We start from the raw sequence: 22,309 nt of genomic DNA, 5'->3' as shown, positions 1-22,309 counted from the left end.
CATTGGTCGGCGCGCATGGTCATGACGACGGCGCGCTCTTGAGTAGTCAGATGTTTGTAGATTTTTGCCATGGCGGCACCTTACAGCAGAAGGTGTTGCACTTGGTCTTTGAGAACGCCCAGTATTTGCACCTCATGAAACGTAGAATAACGGACGTGAATCCCGGCTTCCACTCGTATCTGGTATTGATCATATGTAGTTACACGATCAAACCGGTATTTAACGCCCGTTGGCGACGTTGCGAGAAACCCTTCAGGCGCACCATTGGCCAGCGATTTAAGGCAGCTAACGTTCCACGAAGCGCTAGTGACGAGCGGATAATCGGCAACCGGACCAGGCGCTGCAGAATTGGACGGATCGCGGCTCAGCAATTCTTGGTCGCCATGCCCAGGAATGTACAGGTGGTTCCCTAGCCAGAAATCTACGGAGTTGGCAAAGGTGCCGGCAGCTTTGACGTGGGCAGGATCAGAGAATTGCGCGCAACTGAAAATCGTTGGCGTTCCATACGATTTAGCCATATTAAAAATGCCGTGCATTTGCGGCAGTTCCAGCTCCCAGCGCCCAAACCTGCCCTTCTTGTCGTAGACCGATGTCGCAGGCACAAATCGACGTGATGCGGCAACTTCAAGAGCATTGTTGCCTTTTAAGGACACGTCCGTCTGCACAAACGACAGGCGGCCGGTGTACAGGTTGACTGTGTCACCAAACAAGTCAACGCCGATGCTTGCAACAGCATTTGGCGCATGTATTTGCGCGGCTTGTTCGTAGCCTGTCCCTGGCACTGCAGCAGTGGCATTGATACCCATACCCATTGCAAGGGTTGCCAAAAGCAATACGATTGGAAATCGCGCTGCGATGCCTTGACACTTAAGCGGAACAAAACGCTTTGAAATTGGAAACATGAAATCCTTGCAGAGTGGCAGCTGAGAACGGAATGATGCGTACGAAGATGAACAAAAATAAACTTGACCGAAGTCTAATGTATAAATTTCCAAACTGCAAAATTATCTTTAAATTAAAATTTTGCGCGCACCTTGCAAACGTTGGAACGCAACGAGTTCGAATCAGTGCGGCCTGCCTGCCAGCACCGCCATAGTCGTAGTCAACGGTGCCTTGCCGGAAAGCGCAATTGTGTTTGTTCCGAATAGAATGTAGCACTACAGTGAGGTCTATCCCACGAACCAAGGTAGCCCGTGAATTCCGGTGCTACCAAGGCAATTCGCCCTTATCAAGTTTTGTTTATTGGAATTTCTCATGCTGCGTCTTATCTCCTTGCTGCTGGCCTTTTCCGTCTCCCATCTCGCCCATGCGGACGACGTGCAAGTGGCTGTTGCCGCCAACTTCACTGCCCCCATGAAAGACATCGCCGCCTTGTTCGAACAGGAAACTGGCCACAAAGTGCTTACCTCCTTCGGTTCTACCGGCAAGTTCTACGCGCAAATCCAGCACGGCGCCCCATTCGACATCCTGCTCGCGGCCGACGATGAAACACCGGCCAGGCTGGAAAAGGAAGGCACGGCCGTGCCACATACCCGTTTCACCTACGCCATTGGCAAGCTGGTCTTGTGGAGCGCGCTTCCAGCGCTGGTGGACGACAAAGGCGCGGTGCTAAAGAACGGCACTTTCACGCATCTTTCCATCGCGAACCCAAAACTGGCGCCCTACGGCGCAGCAGCGGTGGAAGTACTGCAAAAACTCGACCTGTACAGCGCGCTGGAGCCAAAACTGGTGCAAGGCGAAAATATCGCCCAGACACATCAATTCGTCGTGTCGGGCGCGGCGCCCCTGGGTTTTGTCGCGATGTCGCAGGTGTTTGAAGGCGGCAAGCTCAAGTCCGGATCAGCCTGGGTCGTTCCCGCCGCCATGTACACGCCAATCCGCCAGGATGCAGTCGTGCTGTTGCCCGGCAAGGGCAAGCGCGCCGTCGATGCTTTCGTCAAGTATTTAAAGGGCGACAAAGCAAGAGCGGTCATCCGCTCTTATGGTTACGCGCTGTAAGTCGAACCGGCTCAGCGCATCGGCAACAGCGCGGCGGCCTTTACTTGCGCCCACACAGTCTTGCCTGGTTCCAAGTGAAGATGGTCGCGCGAGCGGCGCGTGATGCGCGCCAACAGCGCGGTGCCGCCCGCGTCAAGCTTGATGATGACGTGCGCCGCGTCGTTGGCCGGCCATTCAGCAACAACAGTCACGCGCAACTGGTTCAGGATCGAACTGTCGGCCGGCGCCGACAAGGCCAAACTGACATCGCGCGCCAGGATGCGCAGGCGCAGCCTGGCGCCGGGCGGCAGCGCCTTGGCCGCGACGCGGATCACCCCGCCCGCCGCTTGCAGGTGCAGCAGGCTATAGTGCGCATCGAAACTGTCCACCACGCCATCAACCAGCACGCCGGCGTCGTCCGCCAGCGACATCGACAAGTCCAGCCGGGCCAGCGTTTCGGCGGCGTTGCCGCTGGCGAGCACCTGGCCGGCGTCGAGCAGCACAACATGGTCGGCCAGGCGCGCCACCTCCTCAGCCGAATGGCTGACATACAGCATCGGTATCGCCAGCTCCTCGTGGATGCGCTCCAGGTAAGGCAGCACTTCTTCCTTGCGCTTGCCGTCGAGCGAGGCCAGCGGTTCATCCATCAGCAACAGTTGCGGGCCGGTCAATAGCGCCCTGGCGATCGCCACGCGCTGGCGTTCGCCGCCCGACAACGCCGTGGTGCGCCGCTCCAGCAAATGTTCAATGCCCAGCAGCGCCAGCGCATGCGCCATGACCTTGGCGCCGTCAGCCGCGCCGGCGCGTGTGCGGGCAAAATCGAGATTGCCGCGCACGCTCAAGTGCGCAAACAGACTTGCCTCTTGGAACACGTAGCCCAGCGAGCGCCGGTGCGTTGGAACAAACAGTTTGCCGGCGCTGTCCTGCCAGGTCTGGCCATTGACTTCCACGTGGGCGCCGGGGTGCCGGTCGAGACCGGCGATGGCGCGCAACAGCGTGGTCTTGCCGGAGCCGGAATGGCCAAACAGCGCCGTTACGCCGCGTCCGGGCAATTCCAGGCGCACTTGCATGGCAAAGCCTTCGCGGCGAATATCGAAGCTGGCGCGGATGGGTGGAAGCTGGCTCACTGGAGTTTTCGCGCAGGGTTAAACGTGTACAAAAGCAGCAGGATCACGAAGCTGAAAGCCAGCATGCCGCCGGCCAGCCAGTGCGCCTGCGTATATTCCAGCGCTTCCACGTGGTCATAAATTTGCACCGATACGACGCGCGTCTTGTCGGGGATGTTCCCGCCAATCATCAGCACAACGCCGAACTCGCCAATCGTATGGGCAAACCCGAGCGTGGCCGCCGTAATGAAACCCGGCTTGGCAAGCGGCAGCACCACCGAAAAAAAGGTATCGAGCGGACTGGCGCGCAAGGTGGCGGCCACCTCCAGCGGACGCGGGCCGATCGCTTCGAACGCATTTTGCAGCGGTTGGATGACAAACGGCATCGAATACAGGACCGAACCGATCACCAGGCCAGCAAAGGTAAATGGCAACAAGCCAATGCCCAACGCTTGCGTCGCCTGGCCGATGGGACCGTGCGGACCCATCGTCACCAACAGGTAAAAACCCAGCACGGATGGCGGCAGCACCAGCGGCAAGGCAACGACGGCCCCCACCACGCTTTTCATGCGCGAACGGGTTTGCGCCAGCCACCAGGCAACGGGCGTCCCGATCAGCAACAGCAGCACGGTGACCACCGTTGCCAGCTTCAGCGTTAGCCAGACGGCGCCCAGGTCTTCGGGAGTGAGCATGTAAGAAGTGCTGCTACGCTGGCGCAGCCATGCACGCCGGGCACTTCACCAGTCCGGTACGCCCGATCGACCAGCCGGCAGCCACAGCCTGCGCGGCCGCCCTCGTGGACCAGGCGTCCATCGGCTCATGCGCCGGTTCGTCGGGTTCGAACATGGCGCGGCAACCGCTGGACTCGCAGGCGAGCAGCGTTTCGCAGAACAGCATTTCTTGGAGTAAGTTATCCATGGATCATTGGCGCAGGTTCGTTTGCTGGGCACCCTGGCGAACTTCGACCAGTTCGATTTCGAACAATTTGGGCCATAATTTTCCGGTCACAAACAGGCGCTTTTGCTTGCTGTCGTAAGCAATTCCGTTCAGTACCGCATCGACCGAATTGGTGCCGCGCTGTGCCGGCTCGAGCAGCTTGGTCAGCACGATCCAGCCCACCACCTTGCCGCTGGCCGGATCGATTCGCGCGATCATGTCGGTGCCCCAGACGTTGGCAAACAACTGGCCTTCGACCCATTCCAGTTCGTTCAGGCGCGTCAGCGGCGCGCCATCGACGGTGACGTCAAAGCGGCGCACTTCCTTGAGCTTGCGGTCGAGCACGCGGATCGAGGCCGTCCCGTCGCTCATGTACGCGTACTGCCCGCCGCTGGCCAGTCCCCAGCCTTCGCCGGTATAGCTGAAGCGCTTTTTTTCCTTGAACGTCTTGGCGTCAAACACCAGCCCGATTTGCGACGTCCAGGTCAGTCCGACGATCGCGCCATCGACTTCGGCAATGCCTTCGCCAAACAGTTCGGGCGCCAAGGCCTGCTTTTGCAGCACCCTGCCCGTCGTCAGCTCGACCTTGCGCAACGACGAGCGCCCCTGCATGCCCGTGCTTTCGTACAAAAAGCCGTCTTTGAAGAATAGCCCCTGCGTGAACGCTTGCGGGTCATGCGGGTAGGTATTCTTGACAACGAAGGTATACACCGGAACGGCGGCCTGGGCCATATTCCAAGCAAGCAAAGTACTGGCGAATACGCTCGCAACCGTGCTGGCAACACGAATCTTCATGTGGATCCTCAAGTCCGATGGCAGCTGCCATCCACAGCCGCCATCATAGCGTATTGCGGGGCGCTGCCGGGCCAGACGCAAAAACCCGCCGCTCCTGTGGATGCGGCGGGTGCTCGCTGGCGAGCGGCGATTACTTCGGCATCAGCACCGTGTCGATGACGTTGATCACGCCGTTCGACTGATAGACATCGTAGGTGCTGATGTTGGCGCTGTGGCCGCTGTCATCCATGACCGTGATGTTGTGCATGCCGTTCATGGCAAAGCTCAGCTTGGCGCCGTTTGCTGTTGCCAGCATCGCTTTGCCGTGGCCTTTCTTGATGGCTGCGCTGAGCGCCATGAAATCATATTTTCCCGGGACGACATGGTAGGTCAGGATCTTGGTCAGCGTGCCCTTGCTTTCCGGCTTGACCAGTGTCTCGACGGTGCCGGCTGGCAGTTTGGCAAATGCCGCATTGGTCGGCGCGAACACGGTGAATGGACCCTTGCCCTTGAGCGTCTCGACCAGGCCTGCGGCCTTGACGGCGGCGACCAGCGTGGTGTGGTCGGCCGAGTTGACGGCATTGTCGACGATGTCCTTGCTGGCCATCATGGCCTGGCCGCCGACCATGACGTCAGCTGCCCAGGCAGCGTTGGAGGTGGCCAGTACGGCGGCGAGCAAAAGCGAGGATTTGAGCATGCGCATGATGTTTCCTTTTGAGTGATGGAAGAGAACTACTCATCCATATACGCGGCCCTGGGCGCCCTGGATTCAAACAATTTTGTCAATACAACGATTGCACTCAATTTGTTCATGGGAAACAACGCCGCTCGCGAACTTGCAGTCGCGCATGACCTAGCGCAAACAATGGACCGGGTCACGGCGTACAGTCAAACGCAGGGGGGAACAATCATGGACGAAGTCGATTTCATTGAAGAGCAGCTCGACATGGGCGCCATCAGCGCCGATGAAAAAATGCGCCTGAAGGTGGCATTTGGCGACAACGTGGCGCAGCGCTTCCTGGTGCTGCGGGGCATCACGAACGAGGTCATGCAAGAAGCCGTGCTGGAGCGGCACGCAAACCGCGAGGCGGCCCGCATCACGCGCGACGTCATTGCCTTGGCGCTGAGCCAAAGCGCGCAATAGCGACGGCGCGCAGCAAGCGCGATGCCAGCGGCGCGCTTCAGGCGCGCTGCTGCAAGCGCCGTTCCGGCAACCTTGCCGGATGAATGCCGGCCAGAACGGCGATCAACTCGTCCGTCCTGGCCGGCTTGACGAAGTAAAAATCAAAACCGGCCGATACCGACGTTTCGCGCCCGTACTTGTTGCCGTAACCCGTCAGGGCGATCAAGGTCGCCGCCGCCGTCGGCCCGCTGCCGCGCAGGCGGCGCGCCAGCTCGTAGCCGTCCATGCCGGGCAGGCCGATGTCGAGCAGACATACGTCCGGACAAAACTGCGCTGCGGTCTCTAGTGCGCGCTGCGGTTCATGCTCCACCGTCACCGTGTGACCTTCCAGTTCGAGCAGCATGGCCATCGCGCGCGCCGCATCCTTGTTGTCGTCCACCACCATCAGCCGCAGCGCCGCGCCCGGCTCGCGCAACAGGCCCGGCGCGTCCACGCTGGCGGCCGCGCGCTGCTGGTGGCGCTGCAGGTAGACCGAGAACGTGGCGCCCTGGCCCGGCCCTTCGCTCGCTACCGTCACGTGGCCACCATGCAGCAACACCAGGCTACGCACCAGCGCCAGGCCCAGTCCCAGCCCGCCCTGGGCGCGGTCCGACGAGCGCTTTTCCTGGGTGAACAGTTCAAAAATATGCGGCATCAGCTCGGCGTCTACGCCAATGCCGTTGTCGCTCACGTGCAGCTCGACCATGCCCGCGTGGTGGCTTACCGTCAGCGTAATTTGCCCGCCGGGCGGCGTGTACTTGGCGGAATTGTGCAGCAGGTTGGTCAGCACCTGCACCAGCCGCTTGCGGTCGCCCAGCACGCTGACCTGTCCTTCAGCCGGCGCTTGCACCTTGAGCAAATGGTTGCGCTCGTTCATCAACGGCTGGGTTTGTTCAAGCGACTCGATAACCACCTGGTGGATGTCAATCACTTGCTTGTCGAGCGTGACCAGACCGGTATTCACGCGCGAAACGTCGAGCAAGTCGTTGATCAGGCTAGTCATGTGGTTGACCTGGCGTTCAATAATGATGCTCGATTGCTTGACCCGCGCGACATTGTCCGGCGCCATGCCCAACAGGTGCGCGGCCGAGCGGATTGGCGCCAGCGGATTGCGCAACTCGTGCGAGAGCATCGCCAAAAACTCATCTTTGTGGCGGCTTACTTCGCGCAGCGATTCCTCGGCGCGCTTGCGGGCGCTGATGTCGATCGATACGCCGCGGATGCAAGTCGGCTTACCGTGCGCGTCGGCCACCACGGTGGCGCGCACTTGCAGCCAGACCAGTTGTCCGTTGTCCGGGCGCACCATGCGCACGATGTCACCGTAACTGCCAATGCAGGCAATCGCCGCCTGGCGTTCGTGTTCCAGGTTGCACAGGTCTTCCGGCACCATGGCGCGCCACACCTCCGGCATGCTGCCCCAGGTGGCGCCGAACAGCTCGGGCGCATTGTCGGAAAACGTGACCTGGTCGGTGGCCAGGTCCCAGTCCCAGATCGCCATGCCAGCCGCCTTCATGCCTTCGCGCAGGCGCAGCTCGCTGCGCTGCAGCGCCTGGCGCGCCATGGTGCGCTCGGTGGCGTCGTAGCCCTGCACAAAGATGCCGCTCACTTGCCCGCCGATGTGAATCGGCTGGTATACAAAATCCAGGTAAGCATACTCCGGCGCCGCGCCTGGCGCGCGCCGCAGGTTCGATTGCAAGTCCGCCGCCTTGTACGCTTCACCAGAGCTGTACACCTGGTCGAGCAACTCGTACACGCCCTGGCCTGCGATATTGGGCAAGGCTTCGCGCACGCTCTTGCCGACCAGGTCGCGCGCGCCGACCAGGCGCAGATAAGCGGCGTTGGCAAACTCGAACACGTGGTTGGGGCCGCGCAAAATGCACATGAAGCCATGCGCCTGCTCGAACAGCACGCGCAAGCGCTCGCCTTCCGCCTCGCGCTGGGCATGCAGATTGTGCTCGGCCTGCAAGCGCTGCGCCGTCTGGATCGCCTCGTGTTCTTGCGCCAGTTCGCGCTGGCGTATCTGTTCGACCAGCGCGCGGTTCATTTGTTCCAGTTCGGCCTTGGCGCGATGCTGCTGGGTGACGTCGTTGCACACCACCAGCACGCCCTGCACGCCGTCCTGGTCTTCGATGGGGCTGTGGCCATAGGTCCACCAGACATCTTCGCGGCGACCGTGGCGCGTGACGGGAACGAGCTGGTCTTCATTCCAGGTGGAGCCCTGCCCCGCCATGACGAGTTCGATCTGGGGGCCGATGATGGGCCAGATTTCTTCCCAGCACTGCCGCCCCGGCGCGCCCAGCGCTTGCGGATGGCGTTCGGCGCCCATGGTGTGGCGGTAGGCGTCGTTGTAGAACTGGATCAGGTCCGGGCCCCACCACAGGAACATGGGATGGCGGGAATTGAGGATCAGGCGGATCGTGCTCTTGAGCAGCGCCGGCCATTGCGCCGTGGGACCCAGCGGGCTGGCGTGCCACGCCTTTGCGCGCATCAGCTCGCCCAGCTCGCCGCCATTCGACAAAAAATTGAAGTTCGCTTGCGTCACGGGCGTCCCCATTGGAAGTTGCAATGACATCACCGGCGCTCAGGCACGGGCGACTGCACGAAGCATCATAACATTGGTGTTTGCGCACATCGCGCAGAGTTTGTCAAAGCGAAGAAAATGTCTCTTCGCTACAAACTTCCCGGGCAAGCGCGCCCGTCAAGGCGGGCATGGGGAGGCATCGCTGCGCAAATCACGGCGGGCGCGCCAGCAGCGGCCAGGTAAGCGTCAAGACTGGCGCCAGACCAGCCGGTACCAAGCGGGCGCGGCGTGCGCCCGCGCAGGGCCGGCACGCACGGACGCTTGCTAAATGCGGGCAAGGCGGACGGCGGGCACGGTTCCGGACGTTCCGGCACCACGCCCTTGGCGCCAGGAATGAAGCCGAGGACATTGTTCTCAATATCGTAGAACAGGCCGTCCTCATACCAGCCGATATGCTCGCCCGCCAGCGAAAACACGCTCAGGCCAAACACCCAGCCGACATTGTGCCCGGCCAGATTACGCAGGCAAAACTCATCGAGAATGGCGCCCGCACAACCTGCGTCGTCAATTACCCAGCTTGCCAAGATGCCCCCGTGCTTGCGCGTGTGACGCCGATAGACAAATCATAACGTGTAAAATTTGTCACCATGCGCACGGTTGACCCAACTGTTGTTTAAGTCCAACCGGCGTCGACGACGAACTCCTGGGCCGTCATCATGCGGCTGTCTTGCGCGCCCAGAAACAAGGCCATGCTGGCCACGTCCGCGCCCACGATGCGCCCCGGCAGGCACTGGTTTTCATCCATCGCCCGTTCGCCCGCCGGATCAACCCACTTGTCGAGCTGGCGCGACGTCATGACCCAGCCGGGCGTGAGCGTATTGACGCGAATATTGTCCTTGCCGTACTCGCGCGCCAGGCTGCGCGTGAGGCCATTGATGGCCGACTTGCTGGTGGCGTAGACCGGGTAGCCGGCCACCTTGTTTTTCCAGCCGGTCGAGCCGAGGTTGATGATCGAGCCGCCGCCGCGCCGCTGCATGCCCTGCAGCACCGCCTGGGCGGCGAAGAACGCCACTTTCAGGTTGATGTTGAGCTTGGCGTCAAAATATTCGGGACTCACGTCCAGGAAATCATGGCGTTCATCGTTGGCCGTGTTGTTGACCAGAATGTCGAAGTCGCCGCAGTGCTCGGCTGCCTGGGTAACGCTGGCGCGCAGGGCGCTCATGTCGGACAGGTCGCAGGCGAGGAACATGGGTGTGTGCGGCACGCTGCCTTCTAGCGAGCCGAGCAGCGCGTTCGACGAGGCGACGTCGCGGTCGGCAAAGGCGACGCGCGCGCCTTGGCGGGCAAAGGCGGCAACGATGTCGGCGCCAATGCCAGAGCCGCCGCCCGTGACGAACACGGCCTTGCCGGCCAGGCTGGGGTAATTGGCAAATTCCATTGTGTGATCCTGTTTATTGTTATTCGCGCCACAACTACATGGCTTTTTTATGCTACGGCAGCATGGAAGGCGTCGATGTATTCGACCGCCCGCCTGGCGAGCTCATCATTATCGATACCGGGAGTATACAGATTTCCCCCGATGCCAAAACCGGTGGCGCCCGCCGCCAGCCACGTACCCAGCGAACCCGGCGTGACGCCGCCGACGGGCCATAGCGGCGTGCCCGCAGGCAGCACGGTTTTCATCGCCTTCAGCCCCGCCACGCCGACCATTTCAGCCGGAAAAATCTTAAGCGCATGCGCGCCTGCAGCCAGTGCCGCAAACCCCTCGGTCGGCGTGGCCACCCCGGGTGCGCACAGCATGCCGAGCTCAGCGCCACGGGCGATGACGGCCGGGTTGGCGTTCGGCGCCACCATCAAGCGCCCGCCAGCGGCATGCACCGCCTCCACGTCGGCCACGCTGAGCATGGTCCCGCCACCGACGATCGCGCCGGCCGACGCCATGCCCGCCAAAATGGCGATCGATTCGAGCGCACCCGGACGGTTCAGCGGCACTTCCAGCAAGCGAAAGCCGGCGCCAAACAGCGCAGCGCCCGCCGCTGCCGCGTCTTGCGGCGATAGGCCGCGCAAAATGGCGACCAACGGTGGACTAAATTGTTCAACATTCATGGCTTAACCTTGTTTAAAAAAACGACCCAGTGCGGCCCGGTACACCTCGTCCGGGTCGAGCACGCGCGCGGCCATGCCAAAATGCGCTGCGGCGCTGGCGTAACGGCTGCTCAAGGCGTGCGATGCAATAATATGAATGACGCTGCCCTGCTGCTGGTGCGCCGCGGCAAACTCGGCGCCGATCAGTAGACCGCTGACAAACGAGCGCGCCTTGGCCGCCGGCATGTCCTTGGCGACGACGCGCGCGCGCACGCCAAACAGCGTATGACTGAGCGGCTTGCCAAGCTGCGCTTCCTGCATGCCGGCCGCGAACGCTGCTTCATCGTCCTCGCCCGGCGCCATCAGGGCCGCCAGCGTTCCGCCGGCCGACAGCATGGCAAACAATTCGCCCGTCATGTAGGTCGCCAGGCTCTCCACTTGACCGTCCTGCAGCTTGACCCACTTGCTGTGGGTCCCCGGCAACACGACCCAGCCATCCGTCACGCCCAGGGCAAGCGCGCCCAGCAACTGCGCTTCCTCGCCGCGCATCACGTCAACGCCTGCCTTGCGGTCGCAATACCCGGGCACGATCAGGCAATCAGGGTAACCATTCACCGCCACCAGATGCTGGGCCAGCGCGGCCAGCGGCACGGCAGTGTCCAGGTACGGCACTTCTTGCCAGCCGCTGGCCGAACCGACCATGCCCGACATGACGGTGGGCACGTCAAGCCCCACCGACATGTCTTCGCGCAGCGCCGCCAGCGAGGCGGCAAACGCGCCGCCCACTGCCAGCATCCCGTAACCGTCCGCATGCTGGGCCAGGCAGCGCCCGTCGCGGTGCATCAAGTACGCGCGACGGTTGCTGGTGCCCCAGTCAATACCAAGCAGTAAGGAGCCTTCGATCATAATTTGAACGACAGTCCCAGGTTAAAGCGGCGGCCGAACTCGCGTACTTCTTGCTGATACGCGATATTGTTGCTGGTGTAGATCGACTTCTGGTTGGTGATATTGTCCATACCAAAGCGCAGTTGCAGTTGCGGCGTCAGCTGCTTGGCAAAGTTCATCGACACATAGGTTTCGGCTTCGTTTTGCTGCATTACGCCATCCCAGCCGGCAATGCGGGTGTACGGGCTGTGGTAGTTGGCCGACAGGCGCGCTTCGTAACCATCTTTTTCGTACCAGACGGTCAGGCCGCCGTTATGCTTCATCAAGCCTTCCAGTGGCATTTTCAAGCCATTGTACGTTTCCTCGATGCCGCTGGTGCTGTACGAATAGTTGGCCGACAGTCCGATGCCGTTGGCAAACAGCTGCTGGTAAATCACTTCCGCACCGCGCACGCCGCCGCCGTCGCCGTTCACCGGACGCGAGATCACCGCAGGACGGCCGTCGATGGTGGTGTTGACGGTGGCAATGCCGATGTAGCGCGACAGATCCTTGTAGAACACGCCGCCCGACAGCAGCGAACCCTTGCCGAAGTACCATTGGTAGGCCAGGTCGACCTGGTTCGACATCATGGGTTTCAGTTCAGGATTGCCGGTGCTGCCCGTCAAAGGCCGGTTCGGGGTGAGCGTATCGAGGCTCAGGTTGCGCGAACCGCGCATGTCGTCCACCGGGGCGCGGGCCATGGCGCGGGCCACCGAAAAGCGCAGCTGGTGCTCTTGCTTGGCGTCCAGATTAAAAATCAGGTTCAGGCTTGGCAGCACTTCGGAGTAGCTCGACTTGACGCTGGTTGGCGAGACGGTGCCGTTGAGCGATTGCGCGCCCTCGCCCACCTGGCTGGTGCGCACAAAGCGCACGCCGGTATTGCCGCGGAAGCTGTAACCCATCAGCTCGCCTTCCAGGTCGCCCTGGACGTAGGCGGCCGTGTTGCGCTCCTTGACGGTCCAGCCGGCCAGCTGGTCACGCGAGCGGCCATCCGGATTGAAAGCATTGCCGCCGAAGGTGCTCAGCACCGTGTTGGTCCAGTCTTTCACGCCCAGGAACGTCGACAGGCCATCGACCGGTACTGCTTCAAAGGCCGAACCGGGAATGGTCTTGCCGGCGAAATCCCAGTAAGCTTGCTCGAAGCTCTTGGTGCGATCGGTGGCGCGCAGGCCAACCTTGATCTTGCTGACATAGCCAAAGTCAACGCTGCGCGCCGCATTCAGGTGCATGCCGCTCAAGCGGTCGCGCAGGTGCTCGTAGTTGGAAATGTGCAGTTCGGCATTGCCGAAGTTGGCCGGATTGCCGGTGTCCTGGCCCCAGTTGTACGAAAACTTGCCGTCGCCCGGGTTCAGAAAATTGACGGTGGCGCCGTTTTTGCTGAACTGACGCAGGTTGCGCCACTGGCTTTCGCGCTCCGACTTGGAGGTGAACAGGTCGGTTTCAAGTTTCCAGTCGCCCACGTTGAACTTGCCGTTGACGCCGCCGGCCAGGGTATTCATGTCCTGGGTCCACAGTGAATCATTGGTCGTCAAGCCCACGTTGCGCACGGTGGCGCCAACGATGTAGCCATCCTTGACGACCGGGTTGCTGTAGTCGGCCGCCTTGCTGCCTTCCCAGCTGCCGGTGTCGCCGCTCCAGTGCGACAGTTCAGGTTCGCGAATGTCGGACTTGGAATAGTAAATGTCCGAGCTCAGGAAAGCATTCGGGCTGGCTTTCCATTCCACTTTGCCCAGCACGCTGGCGCGCTCGTTGGTGCCGCGCTTGACGCCGTCTTCAAAGCCCCATGGCGCCTTGGCGTTGTTGGCCACGCCGCTCGGGTTGTAGGTATTGAAGCCGTAGTGCTTGAACAGCTTTTGCACCGACGGCTGGTTCTGGTAGCTGGCCGCAAGCGCCACGCCGACGGTTTTGTCGGCGAACTGGTCGACATAAATGCCGCCCAGGCGCGGTGCGAATTTCTTCGCGCCGGGAATGTCCTTGGCCAGTTCGTAGTACAGCGCGTCCGCCTTGAACGAGGCCATGCGCTTGCTGAACTTGAGCGGCGAGACCGTTTGCAGGTCGATCGTGGTGGCGATGCCGCCTTCGACCAGTTCGGCCGACTGCGTCTTGTAGATGGTGGCCCCGGAGATCGACTCGGACGGGAACTGCTCGAAGCGCACTGCGCGGTCCGGTTCGGACGTGGCCAGCTCACGCCCGTTCAAGGTGGCGCCGATGAAGCGCGGGCCCAGGCCGCGCGAGACCACCTGGCTGGCGTTGCCGCGGTCCAGTCCGGCCGACAGGCCAGGCAGGCGCGCCAGCGATTCGGCAATCGTGGTGTCAGGCAGCTTGCCGATGTCTTCGGAGGCGATCACCTCGACCATGCTGTTCGACGCTTCCTTGACCGCCAGCGCATTGCGCACCGAGGCGCGGATGCCGGAGACGGTGATCGTTTGAACCGGCTCGGCGGCGGGGGCCGGAGCCTGCTGGGCAAAGGCGTTAGCGCCGACTGCAGGCAGCGTGAAAAGGCTTGCAATCATCCAGCTGAGTTTTTTCTGTTCCATGGTGTCTCCTGTATTTTTATAAGTCAGAATGCGCAGAACTTGTTGTTCGTTCTCAATCTGCGGCATGGGATGAATCCTACGGAATTCAGCAATATCATTCCAATAGAATATTTCGCGCGATGTATGCGAAAATCGTATATATCTTTTACATCGTTTATAAAGTAGAAATTGACTCTTGGTAATAAGAATATAAATTTGAAAATTTTTTAGCGAGGTCATTCGCGCGCAGGCGGAAACCCACGGAGGGTGTTGGAAAGCGTTCCAGGAGCAACTGGCGATCGAAAAATTGCGGCAGTTGCGGCCTCGAAAACCAAAACCACACATCGTCCTCGCGCACGCGGGGACGACGTTGTTTTGGTGTTCAAACTGGGAAATATCTTGATGTTTGCGCTGTCAAAGCGGCGCAAAGCGTTTTTCAACACCGTCCTGAGCGAGGACGCGGTGCAGAGGTTTTTTTCAGCGCTTGGTGGGGTAGCGCTGTGCGGTCACTTCGCGCAAGCTGGCAAGCATGGCTTCGGCCCCGGGCGACAATTGATGATGCCGGCGCGTGATAATGCCGTACATGTCCATCCGCAAACCCAAATCAAAAGGCAATACTTCTAAAATGCCGTTTTGTAGATGAGGAGCAACAAGTTCCTGTGGTAAAGCAACCACCATGTTGCTGCCGACCAACAGATTGGCGATTACCGGCAAGGCCAGCGTCTCCACCGTTTCTGCCGGCGGCTCCAAGCCTTGCGATAAAAACATCGCCGTCAGGCGGTCGCGCAAGATGCTGCCCGTGGGCGGCAAGATCCAGCCCTGCAGCACCAGCTCGGCCAGCGTCAGATCGGTCCGTCCGGCCAGCGGATGGCCGGCGCGCACGATCAGACTGTGCGGCTCGTCGGTCACCGGTTCGAACGTCAGTTCGCCGGCAGCTTCCGTGTCCAGAATGCGCCCCACCACCACATCGAGTTCGCCCGCCCGCAGGCGCTGCACCAGCAGTTTGCTGGTATCGACCGAGATCGACACCAGCACGCGCGGCTGGCGCGTCTTGAGCAGGTTGACCGCTTCCGGCACCAGGCTGGCCCCTGGCGTGAGCACGCAGCCCACGTCGACCCGGCCGCGCAGGCCCGAGAGCAGCTCCATCACTTCCTGGTGCGCCGCATCCATCTCGGCCAGCGCCGCGCCGGCGCGCCGGATCAGCACCTGGCCGTACCAGGTGGGCGCCACGCCGCGCGGCAGGCGCTCGAACAACTGCACGCCGAGCGCGTGTTCCAGTTCGGCCAGCAGCTTGGACGCCGCCGGTTGCGTCAGGTTGGCAGCTTGCGCTGCGTGCATGATCGATCCATGCCGCCCAAGTTCGACCAGCAGCACCAGGTGGCGCGTTTTCAGGTGCGAGCGGACGAAGCGGTCGGAACGTGGATCGGGCATATGCACTAACTAAAAGTCGACATTACATGATACCAGCGTTACGAGCGGCGTTCGCCGCGCGTTTTCAACTGGTCGAGTAGCACCGCCGCCAGCAAAATCACGCCGCGCATCAAGTACTGGTAGAACGCATCGACGTCCATCAGGTTCATCACGTTTTCAACCGTCCCCATGATCAATACACCGATCAGGACCCCGAAAATGCGCGCCTTGCCGCCCTGCAGCGACACCCCGCCCAGCACGCAGGCCGAAATCACGTCCAGTTCGAACCCTTGCGCTGCATTCGGCTGGCCGCTGGTGATGCGCGAGGCCAGGATCAAGCCGGCCAGGCCGGTGACCAGGCCTTGCAGCAAAAAGATCCAGACCCGCAGTTTTTCCACCTTCACGCCCGCCAGGCGCGCCGCTTCCGGATTGCCGCCGATGGCCAGCGTATTGCGTCCAAAGACGGTGTGATTGAGCAGCACGCCAAACACCAGGAAGCAGGCGCCGGCCACCAGCACCGGCAACGGCAAGCCGCCAATGCGGGCGTCGCCAAAGTCGATAAAGGCGTCGCTGTTGATGCCCACCGCCTGGCCGTGCGAAGCGATAAAGGCTAGGCCGCGCACCATCAGCATGGTGGCCAAGGTGGCGATCAGGGCGTTCACGCGCAGGTAGGCAATCAGCACGCCGTTGCCGGCGCCGATCAGCGCGCCGGAACCCAGGCCCGCCAACACCGCCAACGTCACGCTGCCGGTGCGTTCCAGGACGATGGCCCCGAGCACGCCGGCAAAGGCGATGGTCGAACCGACCGACAGGTCAAAGTCGCGCGAGGCCAGGCACAGCATCATGGTGCAGGCAACCATGCCAATCTGCGCCACCGACAGCATCAGACCGACGATGTTGGCCACCGAGGCAAAGTTCTGGACCGTGGCGGCAAGGACGGCGAACAGCACGACGTACGCGATCGTCATGCTGTGCTCGACCAGCAGGGCCCGGGTGCGGGTGCGATCGCGGCCAGCTGGCGCTGCGGCTGGCTGCGAGGTGACTTCAATGGTGCTCATGCTGTTCTCCGGGCGGTGGTGTCATTGGGTGTGGAATCGGGCAGCGCCAGGCGCAGCACCGAGGTTTCATTGGCGTCGGCGCGCGCAAGCACGCCGGCGATGCGTCCCTCGCGCATCACGGCCACGCGGTCGGCGATGCCCAGCACTTCGGGCAGTTCGCTCGATACCACGATCACGCAGCAGCCGCGCGCGGCCACTTCGTGGATGATGCGGTAAATGTCGTTCTTGGCGCCGACGTCGATGCCGCGGGTCGGCTCGTCCAGGATCAGCACCTTCAGATCCGGCTCGGCCAGCCAGCGCGCAAGAATCACCTTTTGCTGGTTGCCGCCCGAAAGCAGGCGGATTTCCTGCTCGCGGCTGGGGGTCTTGATGCGCAAGCGCTTGATGAATTCATCGGCCAGCTCCGCTTCGCGCCGGTGGCGCAGGAACATGCCACCCATCAGATCCAGCCGGCGCACGCTGATGTTGATGTTCTCGGACACCGACGCTTGCGCCAGAATGCCCTGCTCCTTGCGGTCTTCCGGGCACAGCACGATGCCGGCGGCAATCGCGCTCGATGGCCCGTGGTGCGGTACCGGCTGGCCGTCCAGCAGCACGGTGCCGGGGGTGCGCTTGTCGGCGCCGTACAGCTGGCGCATCAATTCGCTGCGCCCGGCGCCCACCAGGCCAAAAAAGCCCAGCACTTCGCCGGCGCGCACAGTAAAGTCGCAGTCAGGCGCCATGCCCTTGATCTGCAGGCGCTCGACCCCGTGCTCGCGCTCGCGGTAGTCGTAAATGTCGGACAGCTCGCGTCCGACCATGTCGCTGATCAGGCGCTCGCGCGGCACGTCGGCCATGACCGGATGCGTGACCACGCGGCGTCCGTCGCGGAAAATCGTGCAGGCGTCGCACAGCGCATACAGCTCTTCAAGCCGGTGCGAAATGTAGATCAGCGTGCGTCCGTCGGCGCGCAGGTCGCGCACGATCCGAAACAGGATATCGGTTTCACGGTGCGACAGGCTGCTGGTCGGCTCGTCGAAGGCGATCACTTGCGCGTCCTGCATGACCGCCTTGCAAATTTCGACCATCTGGCGCTGCGCGATCGACAAGTCGACCAGGCGTGCTTGGGGATCAAGGTCGACGCCGAGCAGCGCGAGGCGCTCGGATACGATACGGTTTGCGGCACTCTTATCGACAAAACCGTATCGTGTTGGCAAGCGCCCAAGCAGGATATTTTCGGCCACCGTCAGTTCGGGCACGTACTGCAATTCCTGGTGAATCACGGCCACGCCGGCGGCGATGGCGTCGCTGGCCGAACCAAAGGCGACCGGCTGGCCGCCCAGCAGCAGGCGTCCGCCGTCCGGACGGTACTGCCCGCCCAGGATCTTGAGCAGCGTCGACTTGCCGGCGCCGTTTTCACCCAGGAGGCCATGCACCGTGCCGGCATGGGCCTCGAAGCTCACCCCGCCCAGCGCAATCACGCCGGGGAAGTGTTTCGAGACATTGTCAAATTGAAGATAGGCGGACATGGCGACTCACAGACCGTTCTGGGCGCGCACCTGCGCCTGGTTGGCGCGGGTCATCAAGGTGCCGGCCGTCAGCGTGACTGCCGGCGGGGCCTTGTTGGTGGTGATCCAGGTGTACATATTGGCCGCGGTTTCATAACCGTGGCGCTTGGGGCTGATCATCACGGTGCCAAAAAAGCCGGTCGGCTGCGGCTTGGTGAATTCATTGAGCGCCGTCTTGCTGCCGCCGATGCCAATCCCGATCATGGCGTCGGCGCGCATGCCGCGCCCTTCGGCGGCGCGCACCGCGCCCAGCACCGCTTCATCGTTCAGGCCAACCGCCACCCACTTCTTGAAGCGCGGCTGCTTGGTAAAAGCGATATTGGCGGCGTTAAAGGCCGACTCGGTATCGGTCTTGGACTGCGGCGCGTCGACTACGTTGGCGGCCGGGTAGCCGGCAGCTTTCAAGGCATCAATCGCGCCCATAGTGCGCTCATGGCCGGTTGGCAGCTGGTCGTATGCCACGCGCAGCATGCCCACTTCTTCCGGCTTCCAGCCGCGCGCCTTCATTTCCGAGGCCAGCCCCAGGCCCACCTGCTTGCCGATCTCGTAGCCGGAAATACCCATGTGCGGAATGGACGCCACGGGTGAGCCGGAGCCGTCGATCAGGCGGTCGTCGACCGAGATGACCTTCATGTTGTTGCGCTTGGCGGCGCGTTCGACCGCCTTGCCCAGCTTGACGTCGGGTGCGCAGATGACAAAGCCCTGCACTTTTTGCGCAGCCAGGTTGTCGATCGCGGCGATCATTTTTTCGCCGTTCGGGATGCCGATCTTGACCAGCGTGAAGCCCTTTTCCTTGGCGGCCTGTTCGGCGTAGCGCCACTCGTCCTGGAACCACGGTTCCTCGGCCTGCTTGACCAGAAAGCCGATCTTGACCGGGTCCGACGCTTGCGCGCAGCCGAAGGTGCACAGGGCGAGGGTGGCAGCTGCCAGTGAGGCGATGATTGGGCGTCGTTTCATGTTTGTCTCCTGAGTTTGCGTATCTGTGTAGCTAACTAAGTAGCTAATTATGTAAATGCTGATCGTCGAACAGTGCTTCTGCGTGGCCGCTTGCCTTCACCGGCAGCGGTACCAGTCCCGCCGGCCCGGCTGCCATCAGCTGGTCCAGCCTTGCGCCCCCAAATGCGGGGGTGGCGCAGTCAATGGCGATGCGGCGCACGACCTTGCCGCCCTTGTCATACTGGACTACCTGCCCGGCCTGGGCGTTCCACAGGCAACCCTCCTGGTCGACCACGGAGCCGCGCGCCGTGGCGCCCTTCTCCAGCTGCGCAAAGATCCCGATGCGTGACACGCTGGCGCGCCCGGCATCGTAGTCGCAGCACAGGATGGCGTCGCCGCCTGCGTCGGCGAAGAACATCCGTGCGCCGTCGCCTGAAAAACAGATCCCGCTCGCTTCGGCCACCGCCGGCAGCGCCAGCCTGCGCAAGCCGTGCTGGCCCGAATACTGGTAAAAGCTGCCGATCGGACGCCGGTCTTCGCTGGCGTTGGCGGTCCCGAACACCAGGAAGCCGTGGCGGTCAACGCAACCGTCGCTGATGCCCGTGCGCGGTTCGGCCGCGTCCACCGCCACCAGCGCCTGCACCTTGAGCTGGATGGCGCCGCGCTGCGGGTCGGCCGGTCCGGCCAGGCACAGCCGCTTGGGCAGGCCCACCAGCAGGCGCCCCGAACTGCAGTGCGCAATCAGGCCGGCGCGGTCAGGCAGCTTGCACGTCATGGTTGCCTGCTCCGTTTCCGACCAGGCGTGCAGCGCCGCCGCATCACTGTTCGACCACCACCAGCGGCTGCCGGCGGCGTCCCAGCGCAGACTGCGGCCGGGCTGCTTCATGGCCGCACGCTGAGCCGATACACCGGCGTAACCTTGACGCCGCGCAGTTGCGCCAACTGCTTGTTGGCGCCAAAATCGGGCCGCCCTTCTTTTGGCAAGTAGATCGGCGCATCGGCGCGCAGTGGCAACACCGACAAGGTGAGCGGCCCCTGGCCTGCATGGCGCACCGGGTACTTCCAGCCGTAGCCACTGTAATACCAATCGTCCAGCATGCGGGTACCGTTGAACAGGCGCCCGATATCGCCGACAAAATCAAGTTCGATCAGCGCCTCCGGGTTGGCCTTGCGCTGCGCTTCGGGAATCGTGATGGTCCATGCGGCGGCCGCGCCAAACGCTTCGGGCATCGGCTGCAATGCTGCATTGGCCAGACCGCCGATGGTCACGGCGCGCACCGCACGCGCTGCGCGCACCTGGGTGATGGTCGCCTCGATTTTTTGCGCGGGCAGTTTGGCGGCAAACGACTGGAATACGCCGTCCAGCGACTCGGTCAGCGCAGCATTGGCCTTGGGTTTGCCAGGCAGCGCCGGGTAGACCGCAAACGCCAGGTCCGGATTGCCGTCGGCGCGCAGTTCGAGCTTGCCATCGTTGAACCAGCTTTGCTGCGCCGTCAGTACCAGGCGGCGCTGGCCGGCTAGTTCGCCCACCGACACTTCGCGTGCCTGCTGCGCCGTCAGTACCAGCAGCGTGACTGGGCGCGCGCCGGGCCGCTGAATCGACAGCGCCACGCCGGTGCCGGGCACGATGCCTTCGACGATGGCCTTGCCGTCGGCCTGCACGACTTTGGCGCCGGAGCTCAGCAACTGCAGCGAGGCCGCCGCACCGGCGTCGAACGCCAGTTCCACCGGAATGCCGGCGGCAGCGCCAAACACATAGGTGATGCCGGCCTTGCCGTTGTCGAGCCGTGCAATCGGCTGCGCCGTGGCATACGACAGGCGCGTGCCGTCCAGGTCCATATTGACTGGCCAGATGAAGTAACTGCCGTCAGCGACGTCCACGCCCTTGCGCGGGAAGGTCAGGCTTTCGCCCGGCAGCTTGACGGCAAAGCGCACGTCTTTTTGGGCCGGCATCGGATACTGGCGCACGTGGTTGTTCACAAACAGGAAGGCGCTGCTATCCTTGCTGCGCAGCGAAAAGCGCGGCGTGGTCAAGTCTTCCGGGCTGGCCGGCGCAACGTCCGGCTTGCGTACCGTCATGGGCGCCAGGCGCTCGCCAAAATCGCGCATGAACAGGTGGAACGGACGCAGGTAGGACAGTACGGGACGCGCCTGTCCATCCGGTCCGAGCGGGGCCTGGAAGTCATAGCTGATCATCGGCGTGTCGTTGTAGCCGCCCGAGAGGGTGCTCTCTTCAAGCGACGTCAAGCCCATGGGATTGCGCCCGCCGTGGAACATGTAGTAGCCGACCAGGTTCACGCCCGAGCCCAGCTGCACCGGCAGCATCGAGGCAATGTCGTCGGGCGAGACTACGGTGCGGCGGCGGTACATGAACGGCAGGCCGGCCCCGTATTCTGCGCCCAAAAACGGCGTGGTGGCCATGTCGGTTTCAGCGGTGCCGCGGCTGGCCGCGCGCGTTTGCGCGCCCAGGTCGCCCGAAACACGGGTGTCGAAGCGAAAGGCGTAGGTTTCCTTCGGCTTGAGTTCCTTGGTGCTGGTGGCCCACGGCTCGTCGGGGTAGCCGCCAAAGACGGGAGTCACTTCACCCGACGGATAGACTGTCTGGTCCCAGCCGGTGACGGTGTACAGCGGCACGTCCATGCCGGCCTTGACTGCCAGGCGCTTGAGCGTGTTAATGTGGCCGGCGCCCTCGCCTGCGCCATTGTTGTTGTATTCGTTCTCGATCTGCACGCCGATCACGCGCCCGCCGTCCTTGAACAGCAGGCCCTTGAGCTGCTGGCCAATCTGGGTATAGAGGCGCTCGACGCGCTGCAGGTATTGCGGATCGTCGCGCCGGGTCGGCATCGCGTTCACGACCCAGTCGGGAATGCCGCCGTAGCGCACTTCAGCGTGCACCCAAGGCCCCACGCGCACCATCACATCGAGCCCCGCCTTGGCAGCCAGCTGGACGAAGCGGCGCAGGTCGCGCTGCCCTTTCCAGTCGAACTTGCCTTCGGTTTCTTCGTGGTGGTTCCACATCACGTAGGTGGCCACCACATCGATGCCGGCCGCCTTCATCTTGCGCAGTTCGCCGTCCCACTCGGCCGCTGGCGTGCGGCTGTAATGAAATTCGCCCATTACCGGCATCCATGGCTTGCCGTTGCGGGTCAGGTACTGGCTGTTCACGCCCAGGCGTTCGCCCGACGGCGACACCGCAGTGCCCATGCGCAGCTGGTTTTCCAGCGGCGTCTTGGCAGGTGCGCTGGCGTCGATGTGCAGCGTTTCGCCGTGCAGCGACAAGGGCAACGACAGGGCTAACGATAGTAACAGCGGCAGTTTTTTGATAGGTGGGTGCATTGTGTCTCCGGCTTTTTTATG

At 62.5% G+C, this 22,309-nt stretch carries 20 protein-coding genes; 2 read left to right on the top strand and 18 right to left on the bottom strand.

Features of this window, described 5'->3' with window-relative positions; genetic code table 11:
• Positions 1 to 80: 80 nt before the first annotated feature.
• Positions 81 to 902, bottom strand: coding sequence for a hypothetical protein (locus ACP7D4_RS11735; RefSeq protein WP_426209249.1), 822 nt, complete (start codon positions 900 to 902; stop codon positions 81 to 83).
• Between the two features lie 352 nt (positions 903 to 1,254).
• Here ACP7D4_RS11735 and modA point away from each other — a divergent pair, with 352 nt between their 5' ends.
• Complete coding sequence (gene modA, locus ACP7D4_RS11730; protein WP_426209248.1) at positions 1,255 to 1,998, top strand: molybdate ABC transporter substrate-binding protein; 744 nt, start codon at positions 1,255 to 1,257, stop codon at positions 1,996 to 1,998.
• Positions 1,999 to 2,009: 11 nt separating this feature from the next.
• Here the strand turns inward: modA and modC are convergent, their stop codons facing one another.
• From modC to ACP7D4_RS11705, 5 genes are all read right to left on the bottom strand, one after another.
• A complete protein-coding gene (gene modC, locus ACP7D4_RS11725) occupies positions 2,010 to 3,104 on the bottom strand; it encodes a molybdenum ABC transporter ATP-binding protein (protein WP_426209246.1) in 1,095 nt (364 codons plus the stop codon).
• On the bottom strand, positions 3,101 to 3,775 hold the full coding sequence (modB, locus tag ACP7D4_RS11720) for a molybdate ABC transporter permease subunit (RefSeq protein WP_426209244.1): 675 nt from the start codon (positions 3,773 to 3,775) through the stop codon (positions 3,101 to 3,103). Before modB ends, modC begins: the two co-directional genes overlap by 4 nt.
• Positions 3,776 to 3,788: 13 nt before the next feature.
• Positions 3,789 to 4,001 carry a hypothetical protein gene (locus ACP7D4_RS11715; protein WP_426107769.1) on the bottom strand — a complete coding sequence of 71 codons (213 nt, stop codon included), beginning with the start codon at positions 3,999 to 4,001 and terminating at the stop codon, positions 3,789 to 3,791.
• A gap of 3 nt (positions 4,002 to 4,004) precedes the next feature.
• Positions 4,005 to 4,814, bottom strand: coding sequence for a glutaminyl-peptide cyclotransferase (locus ACP7D4_RS11710; protein ID WP_426209242.1), 810 nt, complete (start codon positions 4,812 to 4,814; stop codon positions 4,005 to 4,007).
• A 130-nt stretch (positions 4,815 to 4,944) separates the two neighbouring features.
• A complete protein-coding gene (locus ACP7D4_RS11705; protein WP_426107773.1) occupies positions 4,945 to 5,490 on the bottom strand; it encodes a fasciclin domain-containing protein in 546 nt (181 codons plus the stop codon).
• Positions 5,491 to 5,703: 213 nt separating this feature from the next.
• On the opposite strand from ACP7D4_RS11705, the gene ACP7D4_RS11700 reads away from it, so the two are divergent.
• Positions 5,704 to 5,937, top strand: a complete 234-nt coding sequence (locus tag ACP7D4_RS11700) for a hypothetical protein (protein ID WP_426107767.1) — start codon at positions 5,704 to 5,706, stop codon at positions 5,935 to 5,937.
• 37 nt (positions 5,938 to 5,974) lie between these two features.
• Here the strand turns inward: ACP7D4_RS11700 and ACP7D4_RS11695 are convergent, their stop codons facing one another.
• From ACP7D4_RS11695 to ACP7D4_RS11640, 12 genes are all read right to left on the bottom strand, one after another.
• Positions 5,975 to 8,497 (bottom strand): ATP-binding protein, encoded by a 2,523-nt coding sequence (locus tag ACP7D4_RS11695; protein ID WP_426209241.1) that lies wholly within the window; start codon positions 8,495 to 8,497, stop codon positions 5,975 to 5,977.
• A 128-nt stretch (positions 8,498 to 8,625) separates the two neighbouring features.
• Entirely contained in the window at positions 8,626 to 9,060 is a 435-nt protein-coding gene (locus ACP7D4_RS11690; protein ID WP_426107765.1) for a 4-fold beta flower protein, read from the bottom strand.
• A gap of 89 nt (positions 9,061 to 9,149) precedes the next feature.
• Positions 9,150 to 9,914, bottom strand: coding sequence for an SDR family NAD(P)-dependent oxidoreductase (locus tag ACP7D4_RS11685; protein WP_426107764.1), 765 nt, complete (start codon positions 9,912 to 9,914; stop codon positions 9,150 to 9,152).
• A 47-nt stretch (positions 9,915 to 9,961) separates the two neighbouring features.
• Positions 9,962 to 10,582: a 2-dehydro-3-deoxy-6-phosphogalactonate aldolase gene (locus ACP7D4_RS11680; RefSeq protein ID WP_426209239.1), complete on the bottom strand. Its 621-nt coding sequence runs from the start codon at positions 10,580 to 10,582 to the stop codon at positions 9,962 to 9,964.
• 3 nt (positions 10,583 to 10,585) lie between these two features.
• Positions 10,586 to 11,467 carry a 2-dehydro-3-deoxygalactonokinase gene (locus ACP7D4_RS11675; RefSeq protein ID WP_426107762.1) on the bottom strand — a complete coding sequence of 294 codons (882 nt, stop codon included), beginning with the start codon at positions 11,465 to 11,467 and terminating at the stop codon, positions 10,586 to 10,588.
• On the bottom strand, positions 11,464 to 14,022 hold the full coding sequence (locus ACP7D4_RS11670) for a TonB-dependent receptor (RefSeq protein WP_426107761.1): 2,559 nt from the start codon (positions 14,020 to 14,022) through the stop codon (positions 11,464 to 11,466). The genes ACP7D4_RS11675 and ACP7D4_RS11670 overlap by 4 nt, the downstream gene beginning before the upstream one ends.
• Positions 14,023 to 14,478: 456 nt before the next feature.
• A complete protein-coding gene (locus ACP7D4_RS11665) occupies positions 14,479 to 15,432 on the bottom strand; it encodes a LysR substrate-binding domain-containing protein (RefSeq protein ID WP_426209237.1) in 954 nt (317 codons plus the stop codon).
• Positions 15,433 to 15,470: 38 nt separating this feature from the next.
• Positions 15,471 to 16,469 (bottom strand): L-arabinose ABC transporter permease AraH, encoded by a 999-nt coding sequence (gene araH / locus ACP7D4_RS11660; RefSeq protein WP_426209235.1) that lies wholly within the window; start codon positions 16,467 to 16,469, stop codon positions 15,471 to 15,473.
• Entirely contained in the window at positions 16,466 to 17,977 is a 1,512-nt protein-coding gene (araG, locus tag ACP7D4_RS11655) for an L-arabinose ABC transporter ATP-binding protein AraG (RefSeq protein WP_426209233.1), read from the bottom strand. Before araG ends, araH begins: the two co-directional genes overlap by 4 nt.
• A 6-nt stretch (positions 17,978 to 17,983) precedes the next feature.
• Complete coding sequence (locus ACP7D4_RS11650) at positions 17,984 to 18,973, bottom strand: arabinose ABC transporter substrate-binding protein (RefSeq protein WP_426107757.1); 990 nt, start codon at positions 18,971 to 18,973, stop codon at positions 17,984 to 17,986.
• A 43-nt stretch (positions 18,974 to 19,016) separates the two neighbouring features.
• A complete protein-coding gene (locus ACP7D4_RS11645; RefSeq protein ID WP_426209231.1) occupies positions 19,017 to 19,838 on the bottom strand; it encodes an SMP-30/gluconolactonase/LRE family protein in 822 nt (273 codons plus the stop codon).
• Positions 19,835 to 22,288 carry a beta-galactosidase gene (locus ACP7D4_RS11640; protein WP_426209229.1) on the bottom strand — a complete coding sequence of 818 codons (2,454 nt, stop codon included), beginning with the start codon at positions 22,286 to 22,288 and terminating at the stop codon, positions 19,835 to 19,837. The genes ACP7D4_RS11645 and ACP7D4_RS11640 overlap by 4 nt, the downstream gene beginning before the upstream one ends.
• Positions 22,289 to 22,309: the final 21 nt, after the last annotated feature.

Origin of the sequence: Massilia sp. TWP1-3-3 (assembly GCF_049897805.1) — a bacterium.
Taxonomy (GTDB): Bacteria; Pseudomonadota; Gammaproteobacteria; order Burkholderiales; family Burkholderiaceae_D; genus Telluria_A.
This window is presented reverse-complemented; position numbering and strand designations above follow the sequence as displayed.